Annotated in this window: 13 protein-coding genes; 4 read left to right on the top strand and 9 right to left on the bottom strand. The window is 39.5% G+C overall.

Features of this window, described 5'->3' with window-relative positions:
• Positions 1 to 246: 246 nt before the first annotated feature.
• Entirely contained in the window at positions 247 to 1,671 is a 1,425-nt protein-coding gene (locus OZX60_02040; protein WEV45548.1) for a sucrose-6-phosphate hydrolase, read from the top strand.
• Positions 1,671 to 2,609, top strand: a complete 939-nt coding sequence (locus OZX60_02035) for a LacI family DNA-binding transcriptional regulator (GenBank protein WEV45547.1) — start codon at positions 1,671 to 1,673, stop codon at positions 2,607 to 2,609. The genes OZX60_02040 and OZX60_02035 overlap by 1 nt, the downstream gene beginning before the upstream one ends.
• A gap of 64 nt (positions 2,610 to 2,673) precedes the next feature.
• Here OZX60_02035 and OZX60_02030 read toward each other — a convergent pair whose 3' ends face one another.
• From OZX60_02030 to OZX60_02010, 5 genes are all read right to left on the bottom strand, one after another.
• Entirely contained in the window at positions 2,674 to 4,635 is a 1,962-nt protein-coding gene (locus OZX60_02030; GenBank protein ID WEV45546.1) for a sucrose-specific PTS transporter subunit IIBC, read from the bottom strand.
• Positions 4,636 to 4,862: 227 nt separating this feature from the next.
• Complete coding sequence (gene leuD, locus OZX60_02025) at positions 4,863 to 5,465, bottom strand: 3-isopropylmalate dehydratase small subunit (GenBank protein WEV45545.1); 603 nt, start codon at positions 5,463 to 5,465, stop codon at positions 4,863 to 4,865.
• The gene (gene leuC, locus OZX60_02020) at positions 5,465 to 6,835 is read right to left on the bottom strand and encodes a 3-isopropylmalate dehydratase large subunit (protein WEV45544.1); all 1,371 of its coding nucleotides are present in this window, start codon (positions 6,833 to 6,835) and stop codon (positions 5,465 to 5,467) included. The genes leuD and leuC overlap by 1 nt, the downstream gene beginning before the upstream one ends.
• 9 nt (positions 6,836 to 6,844) lie before the next feature.
• Positions 6,845 to 7,882 (bottom strand): 3-isopropylmalate dehydrogenase, encoded by a 1,038-nt coding sequence (gene leuB, locus OZX60_02015; protein ID WEV45543.1) that lies wholly within the window; start codon positions 7,880 to 7,882, stop codon positions 6,845 to 6,847.
• A gap of 7 nt (positions 7,883 to 7,889) precedes the next feature.
• Positions 7,890 to 9,416: a 2-isopropylmalate synthase gene (locus OZX60_02010; GenBank protein ID WEV45542.1), complete on the bottom strand. Its 1,527-nt coding sequence runs from the start codon at positions 9,414 to 9,416 to the stop codon at positions 7,890 to 7,892.
• Positions 9,417 to 9,810: 394 nt separating this feature from the next.
• On the opposite strand from OZX60_02010, the gene lysS reads away from it, so the two are divergent.
• On the top strand, positions 9,811 to 11,262 hold the full coding sequence (lysS, locus tag OZX60_02005) for a lysine--tRNA ligase (GenBank protein ID WEV45865.1): 1,452 nt from the start codon (positions 9,811 to 9,813) through the stop codon (positions 11,260 to 11,262).
• A 153-nt stretch (positions 11,263 to 11,415) separates the two neighbouring features.
• Positions 11,416 to 11,679, top strand: a complete 264-nt coding sequence (locus OZX60_02000; GenBank protein WEV45541.1) for a hypothetical protein — start codon at positions 11,416 to 11,418, stop codon at positions 11,677 to 11,679.
• 70 nt (positions 11,680 to 11,749) lie between these two features.
• On the opposite strand, the gene pknB is transcribed toward OZX60_02000, so the two are convergent.
• The 4 genes from pknB to fmt are packed head-to-tail and all read right to left on the bottom strand — an operon-like array spanning position 11,750 to position 16,930.
• Complete coding sequence (gene pknB / locus OZX60_01995; GenBank protein ID WEV45540.1) at positions 11,750 to 13,915, bottom strand: Stk1 family PASTA domain-containing Ser/Thr kinase; 2,166 nt, start codon at positions 13,913 to 13,915, stop codon at positions 11,750 to 11,752.
• Positions 13,916 to 14,662: a Stp1/IreP family PP2C-type Ser/Thr phosphatase gene (locus tag OZX60_01990; GenBank protein WEV45539.1), complete on the bottom strand. Its 747-nt coding sequence runs from the start codon at positions 14,660 to 14,662 to the stop codon at positions 13,916 to 13,918.
• Between the two features lie 26 nt (positions 14,663 to 14,688).
• Positions 14,689 to 16,005, bottom strand: coding sequence for a 16S rRNA (cytosine(967)-C(5))-methyltransferase RsmB (rsmB, locus tag OZX60_01985; protein WEV45538.1), 1,317 nt, complete (start codon positions 16,003 to 16,005; stop codon positions 14,689 to 14,691).
• Positions 15,992 to 16,930 carry a methionyl-tRNA formyltransferase gene (gene fmt, locus OZX60_01980; GenBank protein ID WEV45537.1) on the bottom strand — a complete coding sequence of 313 codons (939 nt, stop codon included), beginning with the start codon at positions 16,928 to 16,930 and terminating at the stop codon, positions 15,992 to 15,994. The genes rsmB and fmt overlap by 14 nt, the downstream gene beginning before the upstream one ends.
• Positions 16,931 to 16,933: the final 3 nt, after the last annotated feature.

The raw sequence follows: 16,933 nt of genomic DNA, 5'->3' as shown, positions 1-16,933 counted from the left end.
AAAATATCACCTAATCTAAGAACCTTTACTATTCTACCACGATTAAAGGCCTGGGACAATTGTATTTTTATAAAAATTGTAAGTGTTTTTATTACAATCTTATAAAGTTTTTTCAAATATGTTAAACGTTTATCATAAATTGTAATATTTTTCAAAAAAGTTACCATTTTACAAGGGCGTAAGCGTTTGACAATTTGACATTTTTATCATAACATTAAGGCAAACTAAGGAGGTTAGGTAATACAAATGAAATGGACAACTGAATTAAGATACAAAAACTATGGTGACTGGGATAAAGATTACATCCAAGATCTTATCTTCAAAAAGGAAAATTCCATCTGGAAAAACCACTTCCACTTGGAACCTCAAAGTGGATTATTAAATGACCCTAATGGTTTTTCTTACTTTGACGGAAAATGGCATCTTTTCTTCCAGCACTTCCCATTTGGGGCTGTGCATGGTCTAAAATCATGGTCTCATGCTACATCTCTTGATCTGGTTAACTGGGAAATTGATGATATTAAACTTTTACCTGGTTCTGACTTTGATAGCCACGGAGTTTACTCAGGAAGTGCATATCCTGTTGGTGATGACCTATTCCTTTTCTACACTGGTAACTACCGCGATAAGGACTGGAACCGTAGTGCCTACCAAATGACAGCCCTTATGAATAAAGAAGGTGAAATTGTCAAAAGTGAACGCCCTGTAATCTCTGATGAAGCAGGTTATACAGCCCACTTCCGTGATCCGATGATTTTCAAGGACAAGGGACAATTTTACACAGTAATTGGAGCCCAGGATTTAGACCTTAAGGGGCATGTTGTCCTTTATAAGGCTGTTGACAATAATCTTGAAAACTGGCAAAAAATTGATGACCTACACTTCAGTGACCTTGATCTTGGGTTTATGGTTGAGTGTCCAAACCTTGTCTTTGTAGACGGACGTCCAGTTCTTCTCTTCTGCCCTCAAGGAATGGAAGAAGTTTACTCAGAAAATATTTACCCGCAAAGCTATATTGTGGCTGAGGAATTTGATGCTGAAGGGGCTAAACTTACAAATCCAGGAGCAATTGAAAACCTTGACTATGGTTTTGATGTTTATGCTACTCAAGCCTTTAATGCACCTGATGGACGAGTTTTATCTGTTTCATGGCTAGGACTTCCTGAGATTGATTACCCAACAAATGATTTAGGATACCAAGGTTCACTTAGTCTGGTTAAAGAACTTAGCCTTAAGGACGGGAAATTATATCAATATCCAGTCGAAGAAATCAAAGAACTCCGTAAAAAAGAGATTCAAGCAAGCGAGCATGTATTTGATAAAAATACCTATGAGGCTGAATTTACAGTTGACATGAAAGAGGGTGCTGAGGTTTCCTTCTATGCTAGTGACGATAATAAGGAAGCTCTAAAACTTACTATTGCAAATGGTGAAATTAAACTTGACCGTAGTGAGCTTGGACCAATCTTTGCTGAAGACTTTGGAGTTACTAGATCAATAACTAATATTTCTAGCGACCAAGTTAAGGTCAATGCCTTTGTTGATACAAGTGTTATTGAAATCTTTATCAATGACGGGGAATATGTCCTTTCAAGTCGCGTTTTCCCAGGAGAGGGGCAAACAAAATTCCAGGTGAAAGGAGCTACTCAGGTAGCCTTGTATGAAATGTAATGGCAAAACTTACTGATGTCGCAAAACTTGCTGGCGTAAGTCCCACTACAGTCAGCCGGGTAATTAATAATTACGGGTCCCTTAGTCAAAAAACAATTGATAAGGTCCATAAGGCCATGGAGGAGCTAAATTATCAACCAAATAATTTAGCCCGCAGCCTCCAAGGTAAAAAGACCATGCTTATTGGCTTAATTATCCCGTCAATCAGAAACCCCTTCTATGCCGAACTCATTGAAGAGCTTGAAATAAAGCTCTTTAATCTTGGCTACAAGGTAATTATCTGCAATAGCCAGAGTAATCCAGGTAAGGAAAAAAATTACCTGCAGATGCTTGCTGCCAACCAGGTAGATGGAATTATTTCAAGTAGCCACAATCTAGGTATTGAAGAATATGAGCGAATTGATCTTCCTATCGTAAGTTTTGACCGCTTGCTTAGTCCAAAGATTGCTACCGTATCAAGTAACAACCAGGCAGGTGGACAACTAGCTGCCCAAAATTTAATTGATCGCGGCGCTAAAAGTCTTGGTCTAATATCTGGTGCTAGTAAAAGTGGAAGCCCTACTGACCTAAGGTCTCAAGCCTTTATCCAGGTAGCCAACCAGGAGGGAATCCCTGTCAAGCACCTGGAACTTGATCCAGATGTCATCCTTGATATCAAAAAAAATCGCATCAAAAATTTCATTGAAGCCAATAACTTCGAGGGAATCTTCTGTACAGATGACATAACTGCCGTTCTTTGCATGGAATTTACTGATGTTAATATCATAGGTTATGATGGTACCAAGTTAATTCAAAGCTTGTATCCACAACTTTCAACCATCGTTCAACCCATACCAGAACTTGCTGATGCTTTAATCACAGCCCTCTTAAACAAGATAAACAAGCAGGAATTTGACCTAGAAATCGTACTTCCCATTAAATTCCAGCAAAATAGCTAAAACAAAACCAGTTAGATTTCTAACTGGTTTTTTATATTTATTAAATTTAATCTCTAATAAGTTTTTAGTATGTTTCTTCCAGGTTAAGAAGTTTTTCACCGGCAGCAATATTTCCGCTAGCTAGAGTTTCAACTTCTGCGTATGATCCTGTATTGGTAATAATCATCATTACAGTATCATCATATCCTGCTTTTTCAATCGCTTGGCTGTCGAAGCTTCCAAGGAGTTCTCCTTTAACCACGTGCTCTCCAGTTTTTTTATCGGTAGAGAAACCTTGACCATCCATGTTAACAGTGTCAATTCCAATATGGATAAGAACCTCAGCTCCTTTATCAGATTTTATACCGTAGGCATGTTTTGAATCATAAACGATTGTCAGCTCACCACTAACTGGTGCATAAACCTCGCTACCATTTGGTTTAATGGCAACTCCTTTACCCATCATTTCTGATGAGAAGACTGGGTCATTAACGTCTTTTAGGGGTACAATTTGACCACTTACAGCTGCAGAAATTAGTTCATCTTGTGGTCCTTCAGCTTCTACTTGTGGGTCTTCGTTAATGGCTACAGCAGCTTCTGATTCAGAAACTTTTTCGTCAGTATCAGCTACTGATAAATCCATAGTTTTCTTACCGTAAACGTATGTAAGAACAAAGGCTACAACCATGGTAACTGCTCCTGAAAGGATAAATTCAGGAATTGATTTAGGGGCAATTGAAATGAATCCAATAACACTTGCAGCACCTAGAGCCACAGCTAAAACTTTAAAGAATCCAAGCATAAGGCTACCAATTGCTGCTGCAATCATCGCACAGAAGAATGGGAATTTAAGTTTTAAGTTGACCCCAAAGATGGCAGGTTCTGTAATTCCTAGAAGGGCTGATAGGCTGGCTGATCCAGCAAGGCTCTTTTGTTTTTGGTTTTTACTAATAACAGCGATTGCAAGAGCCGCTGCACCTTGGGCAATGTTTGCCATTGAAGCTACTGGAAAGATAAAGCTTCCACCTGTTTTAGCAATGTCAGCTAGAAGGGTTGTTTCAATAGCTGGGAAGGTTTGGTGGAGTCCTGTAATAACAATTGGTGAATAGAAGAATCCAAAGACTGATAATCCTAGAGCTCCAGTTGTTGTATAAAGCCAGATAAGACCATTAGTTAGGGCATCTGAGACAGACCTCATAACAGGACCTACAAGAATGAAGGTTAAAAATCCTGTAATAATGATGGCAAGCATAGGGGTAAAGGTAAAGTCTAGGGCTGTTGGAATCTTCTTATGGAAGAATTTTTCAAGCTTGGCTAAAATCCAAGCCACAGCAACGATTGGTAGAACTGAACCCTGGTAACCAGCTTGAGCTACCTGTAAACCAAAGACATCCCAATAAGGCATAGTCCCATTGCTAATTGCTTCTGCTACTCCGTAACCATTAACTAGGCTTGGCATTACCATGGCCATACCCATGGCAGCTCCTAGATAGGCATTCCCACCAAATCGTTTGGTAGCTGAGAATCCAACTAAGATTGGCAGAAAGGCAAAAGGTGCTGTAGCTAGTAGATTTACGATACTTGCGAAATCAGCAAGGGCTGGAACTCTTTCAATAATTGATTGAGGACCAAATAAATCCTCAGCCGTTAAAACATTGTTAAGGGCCATTAGAAGACCTCCAGCAACTAGGGCTGGAAGCATTGGTACAAAGATGTCCGAAAGAACTTTAACTAAGTCCATTATTGGATTTTTCTTCCCACCTTCTGAAAGTTCCTTAAGTTCTTCCTTGGTAGCTGCACTAATTTTTGCGACCTTTAATAATTCATCGTAGACATTATTAACATCACCAGGCCCAATAATTATCTGGAACTGACCGTTGGCCTTGAAGGTACCTTTGATATCATCATTATTGTCAAGGGCCTCCTGATCCACTCTTGACGGGTCCTTAAGCACCAAACGCAGCCTAGTCGCACAGTGGGCAACAGCTTGAATATTATTCTCACCCAGGGCAAGATTTATATCTTCAGCAACTTTTTTGTAATCCATATATATCTCCTTATTTATTATGAAAACGCTTTTCCATTCCTCTATTAGTATAATACAATATTTTTGCAAAATGTCAAACGTTTACTAAAATAAAATCCTTTAAAAATAAAGTTCACCTTGTTTGTTGTAACAGTTACTTTAATAATTGTCATACGCTTAACAATATTAGGCAAAAAAAGAAGGCCAGCTGGGCTGTCCCTCTCTTTTACTTACTAGCTAATAATTTTTTAAATACCTGCTTCAACCCAGTAACTTGGCCTATTTTTTTCATACTGGCTAATTAAATCCTCATACTCAAGGGTAAGACCAATGTCATCCAAACCGTTAACAAGTTTTCGTTTCCACTCAGCATCGATATCAAAAGTGAATTCCTTGTCTCCTAGAATAATTTTTTGCTGGGGCAAATCAACTACAAGCTCTGTGGAACTTGTGATTCCAGCCAATTCCTTACGGCTATCTAAATCCAAAACAATCGGTAGAATTCCATTTTTCAGGGCATTATTATAGAAAATATCTGAGTAAGAACCTGCCACAATTACCTGGAAGCCGTAATCCTTAATGGCCCAAGCCGCATGCTCACGACTTGATCCAGAACCAAAGTTATCCCCTGTAATTAAAATACTTGCTTCCTTATAGTCTGGCTGGTTTAGGATAAAGTCAGGATTTTCCCTTTTGCCATCTTCAAGATAACGCCATTCAAAGAACATATTTTTACCAAAACCAACCTTATCAGTAGCCTTCAAAAATTGTTTGGGAATGATCTGGTCAGTATCAATATTATCATTCATAAGAGGAACTGTTTTTCCCGTATAGACTGTAAATTTATCCATTAGATTGCCTCCCTTGCATCAACAAATTTTCCGTTAAGGGCAGCTAGGGCTGCCATGGCTGGACTACAAAGGTGAGTCCTAGCTCCGTGACCCTGACGACCTTCAAAGTTCCTATTACTTGTACTTGCACAGTGTACTCCTTGGGGAACATGGTCGGGATTCATTCCCAGACACATAGAACAACCTGGTTCCCTCCATTCAAAGCCTGCATCCATAAAAATCTTATCAAGTCCCATTTCCTCTGCAGCCTTCTTAACAGGACGACTTCCTGGCACCACAATGGCTGTAAGTTTATCAGCTACCTTCTTACCTTTAACAATATTTGCTGCTAGGATCAAGTCAGATAGTCTGGCATTGGTACAAGAACCTATAAAAACATAACCAAGATCAATATCACTTACCTTTTGCCCAGGATTTAGATCCATGTATGAATAAGCACGCTCATCATTAAAATCGAGAACCTCTGGTAGAGCTTCTGTATACTCAACAGCCATCTCAGGATTTGTACCCCAAGTTACCATAGGAGCAAGTTTATCAACCTCAATTGTAATTACCTTGTCGTAACTTGCATCTGGATCACTAACTAGAGTTTCCCAGTCAGCAATGGCTGCATCCATATTTTGAGGGGCCTTTTCCCTACCAGCTACATAGGCATAAGTTTTAGCATCAGGATTCATTAGGCCGATTTTTGCCCCAAACTCAATGGCCATGTTACAGATGGTCATTCGCTCTTCCATTTCAAGGTCTGAAATTGCCTCACCAGCAAACTCCACGGCATAACCAACACCTGCATCAACACCGTAACGGGCAATAAGAGCTAGAATATAGTCCTTGGCATAAATTCCTTTAGGAGCTTTTCCGGTAAATTCAATTTTCATCTTTTTAGGTTTCACCTGCCAGATGGTTTGAGTGGCAAAGACATGTTCAACCTCACTAGTTCCAATACCAAAGGCAATGGCTCCAAAGGCTCCGTGGGTTGCTGTATGAGAATCCCCGCAAACTACAATCTTTCCTGGTTGACTGCGGCCTGTTTCAGGTCCTACCATGTGGACAATCCCTTGAAGTTTACTACCGTGGACAGCTGCATCAACACCAAAATCTTCAACATTTTTGGCAAAAGTTTCAATCTGATTTTTAGAAATCAAATCTTGAATGTTAAAAATATCAACGGTTGGTACATTGTGGTCGGTTGTTCCAAAGGTCAGCTCTGGCCTTCTCAATTTACGCCCGTTTTCCCTCATTCCTGAAAAGGCCTGAGGACTTGTAACCTCATGGATAAAATGTTGGTCCACATAAAGAAGTTGAGGTTCACCGACTTCCCCTGTAATCACATGTCTGTCCCATAGTTTATCAAATATTGCTTGTCCCATTTTTCTACCTCATAAATTACTAATAATTGCTGTTGTCATCTCTTCTGTCGAAGCATGACCGCCCAAGTCCCTTGTGAAGATTCCTTGTGCGAAAGTTTTTTCGACTGCTTTTTCAATATCAGCTGCCGCATCCTTAAGACCAAAGGATTCATCAAGCATCATAGCAACTGATAAAATCATACTTACTGGATTGGCAAGACCAAGACCTGCTATATCTGGTGCACTTCCGTGTATCGGTTCATAAAGACTTGGTCCCTTTTCTGAATGGCTGGCTGAAGGCATAACTCCTAAGCTTCCTGGCAGAACACTAGCCTCATCAGATAGAATATCTCCAAAAAGATTTTCAGTCACAATGACATCAAATTTGCTGGGATTTGTAATCATCAGCATGGCCAAGCTGTCGACCAATTGATGCTCTAATCTTACCTGGGGATAGTCTAAGGCTACCTCATCAGCAACCTTTCGCCAAAGTTTACTGGTTGCTAGCACATTTTGCTTGTCAACACTGGTTACAAGACCACCGCGTTTTTCAGCCATTTCAAAGGCCACCTTCATGATTCTTCTAATTTCATCAGCCGTATATTCATTAACATCACGCGCTTCATTTTCTTCAAGCTTGTGCTCACCAAAGTAAATTCCTCCAGTAAGCTCTCTTACCACTGTGAAATCAACTCCTTCAATGATTTCAGCCTTTAGTGGTGACAATCTTTTAAGTTCTTCAAAAATTTTAACTGGCCTGATGTTTGCAAATAGACCAAGATCCTGTCTGAGCTTTAAAAGTCCCTGCTCTGGACGAATTTTTGCATCATTATATTTGGGATGACCGATGGCTGCAAGTAAAATCGCATCCACTTCCTTTAAGCTATCAAGAGTTTCTTGGGGTAGTGGGTCTCCTGTCTTATCAATGGCTGCTCCCCCAAAATCAAGATCTTCAAGTTGGTAGTTAAAATCATTTCTTTGGGCAACTGCTTCTAATACCTCAAGCCCTGCTGCCATGATTTCAGGTCCAATTCCGTCCCCTGCTAAAACTGCTATTTTCTTTTTCATCAATCTCTTATGCCCCCTTAACTTTCTCATCCCTTACAAAAGAGCTAGCCCTAATATATGCTTGGGCACTTGCCTTCAAAACATCATAGTCAATTCCCTTAGATGAGAAGTAATCTCCTGTTCTTGGATTTTTAACATTAACTTGAACTTCAGCCTGGGCATCACGACCACTTGTTATGGCTTCAATTTCATAAGACTCTAGGAACATTTTTTGACCAAAGTACTTGTCAATAGCATTAAAGATAGCTTCAATACTTCCTAGACCTTGGGCTTTAACCTCAGCCTTTTGATCATTTTCCTTGTCGAAAAGAGAAATTTTAACATCCTGTCTTCCATTTGATTCATAGTTAAGCTCAATATCTTCAAGAATAATTTCATTATCAGCTAAACTTTGACCAAGGATTAGGGCTCTGATATCCTCATCAGTAATTTCTTTTTTCTTATCAGCAAGTTTTTTAAAGTCTGCAAAATATCCTGTAAGTTCTTCTTCTGTAAAGTCAAATTCAAGTTCCTTAAGTTTTTCCTTAAAGGCATGACGTCCTGACAGTTTTCCAAGAGGTAGTGAGTTAAATTTAATTCCAACAAGTTCTGGTGTAATGATTTCATAAGTCTCAGGATTTTTTAGGACTCCGTCCTGGTGGATACCACTTTCATGGGCAAAGGCATTACCACCAATTACAGCCTTGTTCTTAGGAACTGAAAGTCCTGAATAACTTGCTACCATGTCACTTGTGGCCTTGGTTCTACTTAGGACAATATCACTGGTAGCTTGATAATAGTCTGATCTAATATGTAGGGCAACTGCCACCTCTTCAAGGGCTGCATTCCCTGCCCTCTCACCAATTCCGTTAACTGTTCCTTCAACACGACCAGCCCCGTTCTTAACTGCTGCAAGTGTATTGGCTGTAGCCATCCCAAGGTCATCATGACAATGAGGGCTAAAGATGATTTTTCGGTCAGACTTGATATTTTCAATCAGGTATTTAAAAATTTCACCAAATTCCTCTGGAACAGTATAGCCGACTGTATCTGGAATATTAATGTAGGTTGCTCCATTATCGACTGCCGTCTGGACTGCCCTTAGAAGAAAGTCCCTCTCTGTCCTTGTAGCATCTTCAGGAGAGAATTCTACAACATCAAAAAGTGTCCTTGCGTAACTTACGTGATGGGCAATACTTTTAATAACCTCATCTTCTGTCATCTTTAGTTTGTATTCCATATGAACAGGACTTGTCGCAATAAAGACATGGACTTGAGGGTACTTAGCATCTTTTAGGGCTTCTGCTGCTCGGTCAATGTCCCCTTTAACACAGCGGGCAAGACCTGTAACTGCTGTTTTGGTCATGATTTTTGCTATCTGAGACACAGCCTCAAAACTATCAGGACTTGCTGCTGGAAAACCTGCCTCAATAGCTGAAACACCCCATTTTTCAAGTTGCTTGGCAATATTAATTTTTTCATCAATTGAAAAATTTACCCCAGGTGTCTGCTCACCGTCCCTAAGACTGGTATCAAGAAATTCAATTTTTTTCATAAAACTCTCCTTAATTTTTTTAAAAGAAAAACGTCCCAAACGATGGGACGTTTACTTGCCCCATCTTGACTTACGCCAAACAGGACTCGCACATCTTATACCTTAATAGTATACTGCGAGTCCTCATTTAATAATAATAAATTGAAATTTGGCTTAGTCATTTGAATTTTCCTTTAAATTATTTTTCACAATAATATAACAAATATTTATTATTGTCAACAATTTTTAGAAAATTATCTTTATTCTTACTTAGATAATTTCTAAGATAATTTGCGGAGCCACTTTTTCAATAATCCTTTAATAATTCCCTTATTCATGATAAAATATAACGAATAATACTAAATTTAGGAGAACTATTTTGGCTGAAAATATCAAAGAAGAATTAAATGACCAAATGCTTGTCCGCCGTGAAAAGATGGAAGGCTTACGTGAAGCTGGACTTGATCCTTTTGGGCAACGTTTTGACCGTACACATCTATCAGGTGACCTACATAAAGAATTTGGGGAGCTTACTAAGGAAGAGCTTAACGAAAAAAATCTTACAGCAACTGTTGCTGGGCGTCTGATGACCAAGCGTGGTAAGGGTAAAGTATCATTTGCCCACTTACAAGACCGCAAAGGACAAATTCAAATTTACGTTCGTAAGGATGCTGTTGGAGATGAAGATTACGAAATCTTCAAAAAAGCTGACCTTGGTGACTTCTACGGGGTTACTGGTCAAATCATGAAGACTGACATGGGTGAGCTTTCAATCAAGGCTGAAAAGCTTACTATGCTTTCTAAGTCACTTCGCCCACTTCCTGAGAAATACCACGGGCTTACTGACGTTGAAACAATCTACCGTAAACGTTACCTAGACCTTATTTCTAACCGTGAAAGCTTCAACCGTTTCACTACTCGTAGCCGTATTATTTCAGAAATCCGTCGCTACATGGACAGCCAAAACTTCCTTGAAGTTGAAACTCCAACCCTTCACAACGAGGCTGGTGGAGCAAGTGCTCGTCCTTTTGAAACTCACCACAATGCCCTTGATATGGACATGGTCCTTCGTATTGCCCTTGAGCTTCACCTTAAACGTCTAATCGTTGGTGGTATGGAAAATGTTTACGAAATCGGTCGTGTTTTCCGTAACGAAGGTGTGGATACTACCCACAACCCTGAGTTCACAATGCTTGAAGCATACTCTGCCTATGCTGACTTTGAGGATATCATGGATCTTACTGAAGGAATCTTTAGACACCTTGGAAAAACAGTTATTGACTCAGATGTCGTTAACTACCAGGGTCAAGAGATTAACATTGGTAAAGCCTTCAACCGTATCCACATGGTAGAAGCTATTAAAGAGCAAACTGGAGTTGACTTCTTTGCCCCAATGACTCTTGAAGAAGCTACTGAAGTGGCTAAAAAACACAATGTTACTGTTGAAAAACACTTTACAGTTGGGCACATCATCAATGCCTTCTTTGAAGACTTCGTTGAGGAAACTCTTGTTCAACCGACATTTGTTTTTGGTCACCCAGTAGAAATTTCACCACTTGCTAAGAAAAATGCTCGTGACCCACGCTTCACTGACCGTTTTGAGCTATTCATCACTGGTAAAGAGTTCGCTAATGCCTTCACTGAGCTTAACGATCCAATCGATCAGCTTGAACGTTTCAAAGCCCAAGCCGCTGCCAAAGAACTTGGTGACGACGAAGCAACTGGAATCGACTACGACTATGTTGAGGCCCTTGAATACGGTATGCCACCAACAGGTGGACTAGGAATCGGTATCGACCGTCTTGTAATGTTCTTTACAGACGCTGCATCAATCCGTGACGTTCTTCTATTCCCAACAATGCGTTAATAAAATCAGACAGACCTTGGGGTCTGTTTTTTTGCGCCTAAATCAATCAGCTAACTAGGCTAAATTTATTTCAAGCATATATTTTACTTTATTAATTTAAAAGTTTGTGATAGATTTATCTTGTATGAACCCATATAAGATAAGGAGTAGAGAATGGAAGCTAGAAATGAAAAAGTTTATGATTATATTGCTGGAGCTGTTGCAATCGTATTCCTAGTGGTTATGATTCAAGGCCAACTAATACAGGGGAAAGTTGATAGCATGTGGTTGACCCTATCGGCCCTGTCACTCGGTTATTTAGGCTTTAAGGGAGATAGGAAATACTCTTGGAAAAAAGCTAGCAGACTTGAAAAAGCCTGGATGATTTTACTGATAGCTTTAATGGCTCTATATGTGATTGCTTTTATCCTTGCTTAAGAAAGGACAGGTCAACCTGTCTTTTTTGCAGACAAAAAAGGTGTGATTTTAAATCACACCTTTTTTCTAACTAGTTATTAGAAGAACTAGAACTTGTGTTTGTATTTGCCTTGGCATTGGCTGCTTGGGCATCTTTAACTACTGAATCAATGGTATCAGTAGTTTTCGCATTATCAACTGAAACCTTAAAGCTTGTTTTTTCAGCAGCTGATAGGTTACTTAAGCCATCAATTGTTGATTTAGCTGCCACCTTGGCACTTGCAAGTTTTGCTTCATCATCTTTTTTCTTGTAATCATCATCTTTTTTCTGAGCCTCTTTAAGGGCAGAATCAACATCACCGGTTGATGTCGCCTTATCGACTGAAGAAATAAAGTTATTCTTTTCTGCATCACTTAAATTACTTAGGCCATTTATAGTAGTCTTGGCTGCTTCTTTAGCATCTTCAAGCTCTTTTTTAGCCGCTTCTTCCTTGGCCTTTTTCTCAGCTTCCGCTGCAGCTTGCGCATCATAACTATTATAATGAAGTTCAATCTTAACCTTCTTCGGATTGAAAGGTGTACCTACATCAATACTTTGGTAGGTAACAGGATTTGAAGTATCTTTTGGATTAATAGTTTTAATTTCTACTAATTGGATATTAGCTTCTGGTACTCCCATAGTAATAAGCAATTTTTTAGCCTCCGAGAGCGACTTTTCAACAAGACCTACCATATTTGAAGTTTTACCACCATTACTTACCTCAAGGGTTATTGAATCACTTGAATTTTTATCAAAGTAACCACCCTTGGTAGGATTTTGGCTGATAATTACATCTTCATCCTTGTCACTAGTTACAGATTTTTTAATAATGCGCGACTCAGAAATCCCCAAGCGGGCAAGATCTGCTACTGCATCATCATAGGTAAAACCTTTTGAAACATAGTCAGGCATTTCAATGATTCCCTTACCTAGAGATACATAGATATCTACTGATGAACCTTCTTTTTTAGTTGTTCCAATAGTAGGATTGGTTCTGATAACCTGATTTTTATCATAGCTATCATTAGGCTCTTCTTTGATATTACCCACCTTAAGACCTGACTTACTGATGGCCTCCTTGGCCTGATCAACAGTCATTCCGCTAACCTGAGGAATCTTAATGTCCTTTGGTGTTGTAAAAATTACAAGACCAATAATCAGAGCCAAAATTGCAGCTGCAACAGAACCAATAATCCAGCCAGTTTTCTTCTTACCTTTGGCCCTTGAAGCAGGTGCTGCCTCTTCCTGAGCCTTGACCTTATTAGTATCTGTACTAACCTTTTTAACCAATTCCTCAGTATCGCTCTTATCAATCACCATTTTAGGTAGAACCTTGGTTTCATCCTCTTCCTCTTCCTTGGTAAAGACTAATTTCTTTTCATCCTTACGGTCCAAAGAGGTCGAAGTTGCTACATCTTTGAGCATTTCAGATACATTTTGATAGCGGTCCGACAGGTCCTTGGCTGTAGCCTTGATAACCACATTTTCTAAGGCCTGGGGAACATTTTTATTGATATTTATGATAGATGGTAGAGGTTTTTGGAAGTGCTGCAGGGCAATAGTAACTGCACTGTCTCCGTCAAAGGGAACATCACCTGTAAGCATTTCATATAAAATGATACCCATGGCATAGATGTCACTTTGAACGGTTGCCTTAGCTCCACGGGCCTGCTCAGGTGATAGGTAGTGGATACTTCCAAACATACTGTTAGTCTGAGTAAGGCTTGTTTCAGCAAAGGCCATGGCAATTCCAAAGTCTGTAACTTTAGCATCACCGCTTTTACTTATCAAAATATTTTGAGGCTTAAGGTCCCGGTGGATAATACCACGCTCATGGGCAAGTTTCATTGCCGATAAAATTTGGCTGATATAGTGGATGGCCTCATCATTTGAAAGGGGAGCATGTTCTTTAATGTACTGTTTTAAAGTTACCCCGTCAACATATTCCATAACGATGTACTGCTGGCCATCAACATCACCCACGTCACTAATTCCAACGATATTTGGGTGATTTAATTCTGACATGGCATAGGCTTCCCTTTGGAAGCGGGCGATAGCAATGCTATCATTTTCTAAGTTAGACCTTAGAACTTTAATGGCTACAAGCCGATTATCTAAAAAAGTATCCTCGGCCAGGTAGACATTTGCCATCCCTCCACGGCCGATTTCCTTCATTACTAAATAGCGCTCAGCAAATAATTTGCCTACTTGAATCATCTAACAAGCCCCCTTATCAATCTCAAGCAGGATAACAGTAACATTATCATGCCCACCATAATTATTTGCAAGCTCAATTAAATGCTCTGCCTTGTTTTCAATGGTTTCTGGTCCTTCGACCACCTGAATGATCTCATCTTTTGCTACCATGTTAGTCAAACCGTCACTACTCAAAAGAATGTAGTCGCCAGCTTCTACAGGTACAATGTTAATATCAGGTTCTAAAAATGTTTGCTGGCCAATACTTTTAGTTACAATATTTTTATTGGGATGATTTTCAGCTTCTTCCTCAGTAAGCTCTCCAGCATCTAAAAGCTCCTGAACAAGAGAGTGGTCTCTTGTAACCTTAATCAAATGATTGTCACGAATAATTTGCGTTCTACTGTCTCCTACATGGGCTGAGATTAAATCAGAATCAAGAACAATTACAATTTCAAGCGTTGTTCCCATTCCCTTAAAGTCATCTAGGCGACCAAGGTCTGCAATATTTTGATTTTCAACTGATATTTTTTCAACCAGCCAATCTGAAATTTCATCTCTAGCATGATTACTAGAAAAATTAGTATCCTGCCATAATTTACCTAAATCCTCAACAGCAAGACGGCTGGCCACATTACCTGCAGCGTGGCCTCCCATTCCATCAGCTAATATAAAAATCTTTTGTCCTTGCTTATTAGTATAAACGTCAGCAAAATCTTGATTGGTAACACGCTTAATGCCGACATCCGTAAGTACTGTAAATTTCATTAGTTTTCCTTTCAGATTTAGATGGTTTATTTTTTTCTAAATTTAGCAATAAAGAAACCATCTGTATGATAAAGTTCTGGTGTAAGTAGAATACACCCGTCCTTAACAATATTAGTATTGTCGTTATCTATTAACACCTGTTCAAAGTCCTGATTTTCTTGTAAGAATCTATCCACTACCTGGAAGTTTTCTTCATCGAAAATAGTACATGTACTGTAGACCATTATACCATTCTTTTTAACGGTTTTTCCAACATTTGAAAGGATGGCAACTTGGATCTCTTGAAGGCTTGTAAAGTCCTCTAATTCCTTACGGTACTTGATATCAGGCTTTCTTCTGATAAGACCTATTCCGCTACAAGGAGCATCAACGAGCGCCTTATCAAATACTTCAGGACCAAATTCTTCAAAGGACTTGCTGGCGTCAAGTTTTTGGGTGATAATCTTATCAGATAGGCCCAGACGTTCAGCATTATCATTGATTAATTTAAGCTTGTGGTCATAGAGATCAAGGGCTGTAATATGACCATCTTTCAGGTACTCAGCCATATGAACTGTTTTCCCCCCAGGGGCTGCACAGGCATCAAGAATTTTTTCACTACCTTCAATTTCAAGTGTTGGCGCAACCAACTGGCTTGACTCATCTTGAATAGTAATTTTACCGTCTTTAAAGTCCTTACTAGCTGCAATATTCCCACCCTTTGCTAGAAGGGCAGTTGCTGCAAGTCTACTTTTTTCAATTTCAAAAATTTTAGACAGAGCTTCGTACTCCTCATCAAAGTCGACCTTAGCCAGGTTAACCCGCAAGCTATTTTTACTTGGAGTATTTAGGCTTTCTAAAATGTTTTTTGTACGCTCTTGGCCAAATTGATCTTGGAGCTTTTTAATTAAAAAGACTGGCACACTGTACTCAATTGATAGGCGGTCCAGTGGTTTCTTAATATCTGAAAACTGAGCGCGTGGTGTTCGGAGGAAGTTTCTTAAAACTCCATTTACAAAACCAGATAGGCGCTTGTCTCCCTGACGTTTGGCAATTTTCACGGCCTCATCAACTGCTGCTGAATCAGGAATCTTGTCCATGTAAACAATCTGATAAAGTGAAAGGATGAGCAGATTTTTGACCCATTTTTTAGCCTTTTTAACAAAAGGTTTGAGATACCATTCAAGGGTTAACTTGTGGCTAATAGTCCCGTAAACTAAATTGGTTGCAAGAGCCTTATCAAGAGCTGAAAGCTGAGAGTTTTTAAGGGCCTCATTTAAGGCAATATTAGCATAGGCCTCCTCATTAAAAACTTGGTTTAAGACATGTAGGGCTAATTCCCTTGGATTATTATTCTTGGCCAAAGTAATCTCCTTCTTTGATCTCTCGTCCTACCCCGTTTAAGAAATCATTAACCTTCATCTTAGGTTTTCCAGCCGGTTGAACTGTAATTAATTCAAGGGCTCCCTCACCTGTTCCAACAACAAGAGAGTTCTTGGTGCGACTTAAAACCTCACCAGGCTTTCCTGACCCTTCGATAGGTTTTGCTTCATAAATCTTGAAACGATTACCATTTAAGAAGGTGTGAGCCACAGGCCATGGATACATACCACGGACTTGATTGAAGATGGCACGAGCTGACTTGTTCCAGTCAATTTTTTCTTCCTCAGGACTAATATTTGGACTATAGCTCACAAGCTCCTCATCTTGAGCCTGCGGTAGGATACTTCCGTCCAGGTAACCAGGAAGGGTATCAAGTAAAAGATCACGACCAGCAAGGCTAAGTTTGTCAAACATGGTCCCAACATTATCAGCATCTGTGATTGCTACCTCAACCTGGCTAATAATATCTCCAGCATCCATTTTCTTAACCATCTCCATAATGGTTACACCAGTTTTTGCGTCTCCATTGATAATTGAATAGTGGACCGGTGCACCTCCTCGGTACTTAGGTAGAAGGCTTGCGTGAACATTTACAGCTTTTCCTATACCCTTTAAAAGTTTATCAGGTAAAAACTGACCAAAGGCAGCTGTCACAATAAGATCTGCATCCATGGCTAAAAGTTCATCCATCTCAGGACTACCTGATATTTTTTCAGGTTGAAGAACCTTAAGTCCATGCTTTAAAGCAGCTTCTTTAACTGGAGTCATCTTGATTTCTTTTTTACGACCAACGGCACGGTCAGGCTGGGTTACAACTGCTAACAATTCATAGCGTTCATCAGCAATTAAACCTTCAAGAACTGGAACTGAAAATCCAGGGGTTCCCATAAATATTATTTTTGTCAATTT

The sequence above is a fragment of the Streptococcaceae bacterium ESL0687 genome (assembly GCA_029392475.1).
Classification (GTDB): domain Bacteria; phylum Bacillota; class Bacilli; order Lactobacillales; family Streptococcaceae; genus Floricoccus.
This window is presented reverse-complemented; position numbering and strand designations above follow the sequence as displayed.

Coding starts and splice junctions, on each gene's coding strand:
- OZX60_02010 (WEV45542.1), bottom strand. CDS start 9,416: ATGAAAAAAATTGAATTTCTTGATACCAGTCTTAGGGACGGTGAGCAG.
- pknB (WEV45540.1), bottom strand. CDS start 13,915: ATGATTCAAGTAGGCAAATTATTTGCTGAGCGCTATTTAGTAATGAAG.
- OZX60_02040 (WEV45548.1), top strand. CDS start 247: ATGAAATGGACAACTGAATTAAGATACAAAAACTATGGTGACTGGGAT.
- lysS (WEV45865.1), top strand. CDS start 9,811: ATGCTTGTCCGCCGTGAAAAGATGGAAGGCTTACGTGAAGCTGGACTT.
- leuD (WEV45545.1), bottom strand. CDS start 5,465: ATGGATAAATTTACAGTCTATACGGGAAAAACAGTTCCTCTTATGAAT.
- leuB (WEV45543.1), bottom strand. CDS start 7,882: ATGAAAAAGAAAATAGCAGTTTTAGCAGGGGACGGAATTGGACCTGAA.
- OZX60_02035 (WEV45547.1), top strand. CDS start 1,671: ATGGCAAAACTTACTGATGTCGCAAAACTTGCTGGCGTAAGTCCCACT.
- OZX60_01990 (WEV45539.1), bottom strand. CDS start 14,662: ATGAAATTTACAGTACTTACGGATGTCGGCATTAAGCGTGTTACCAAT.
- OZX60_02030 (WEV45546.1), bottom strand. CDS start 4,635: ATGGATTACAAAAAAGTTGCTGAAGATATAAATCTTGCCCTGGGTGAG.
- leuC (WEV45544.1), bottom strand. CDS start 6,835: ATGGGACAAGCAATATTTGATAAACTATGGGACAGACATGTGATTACA.
- OZX60_02000 (WEV45541.1), top strand. CDS start 11,416: ATGGAAGCTAGAAATGAAAAAGTTTATGATTATATTGCTGGAGCTGTT.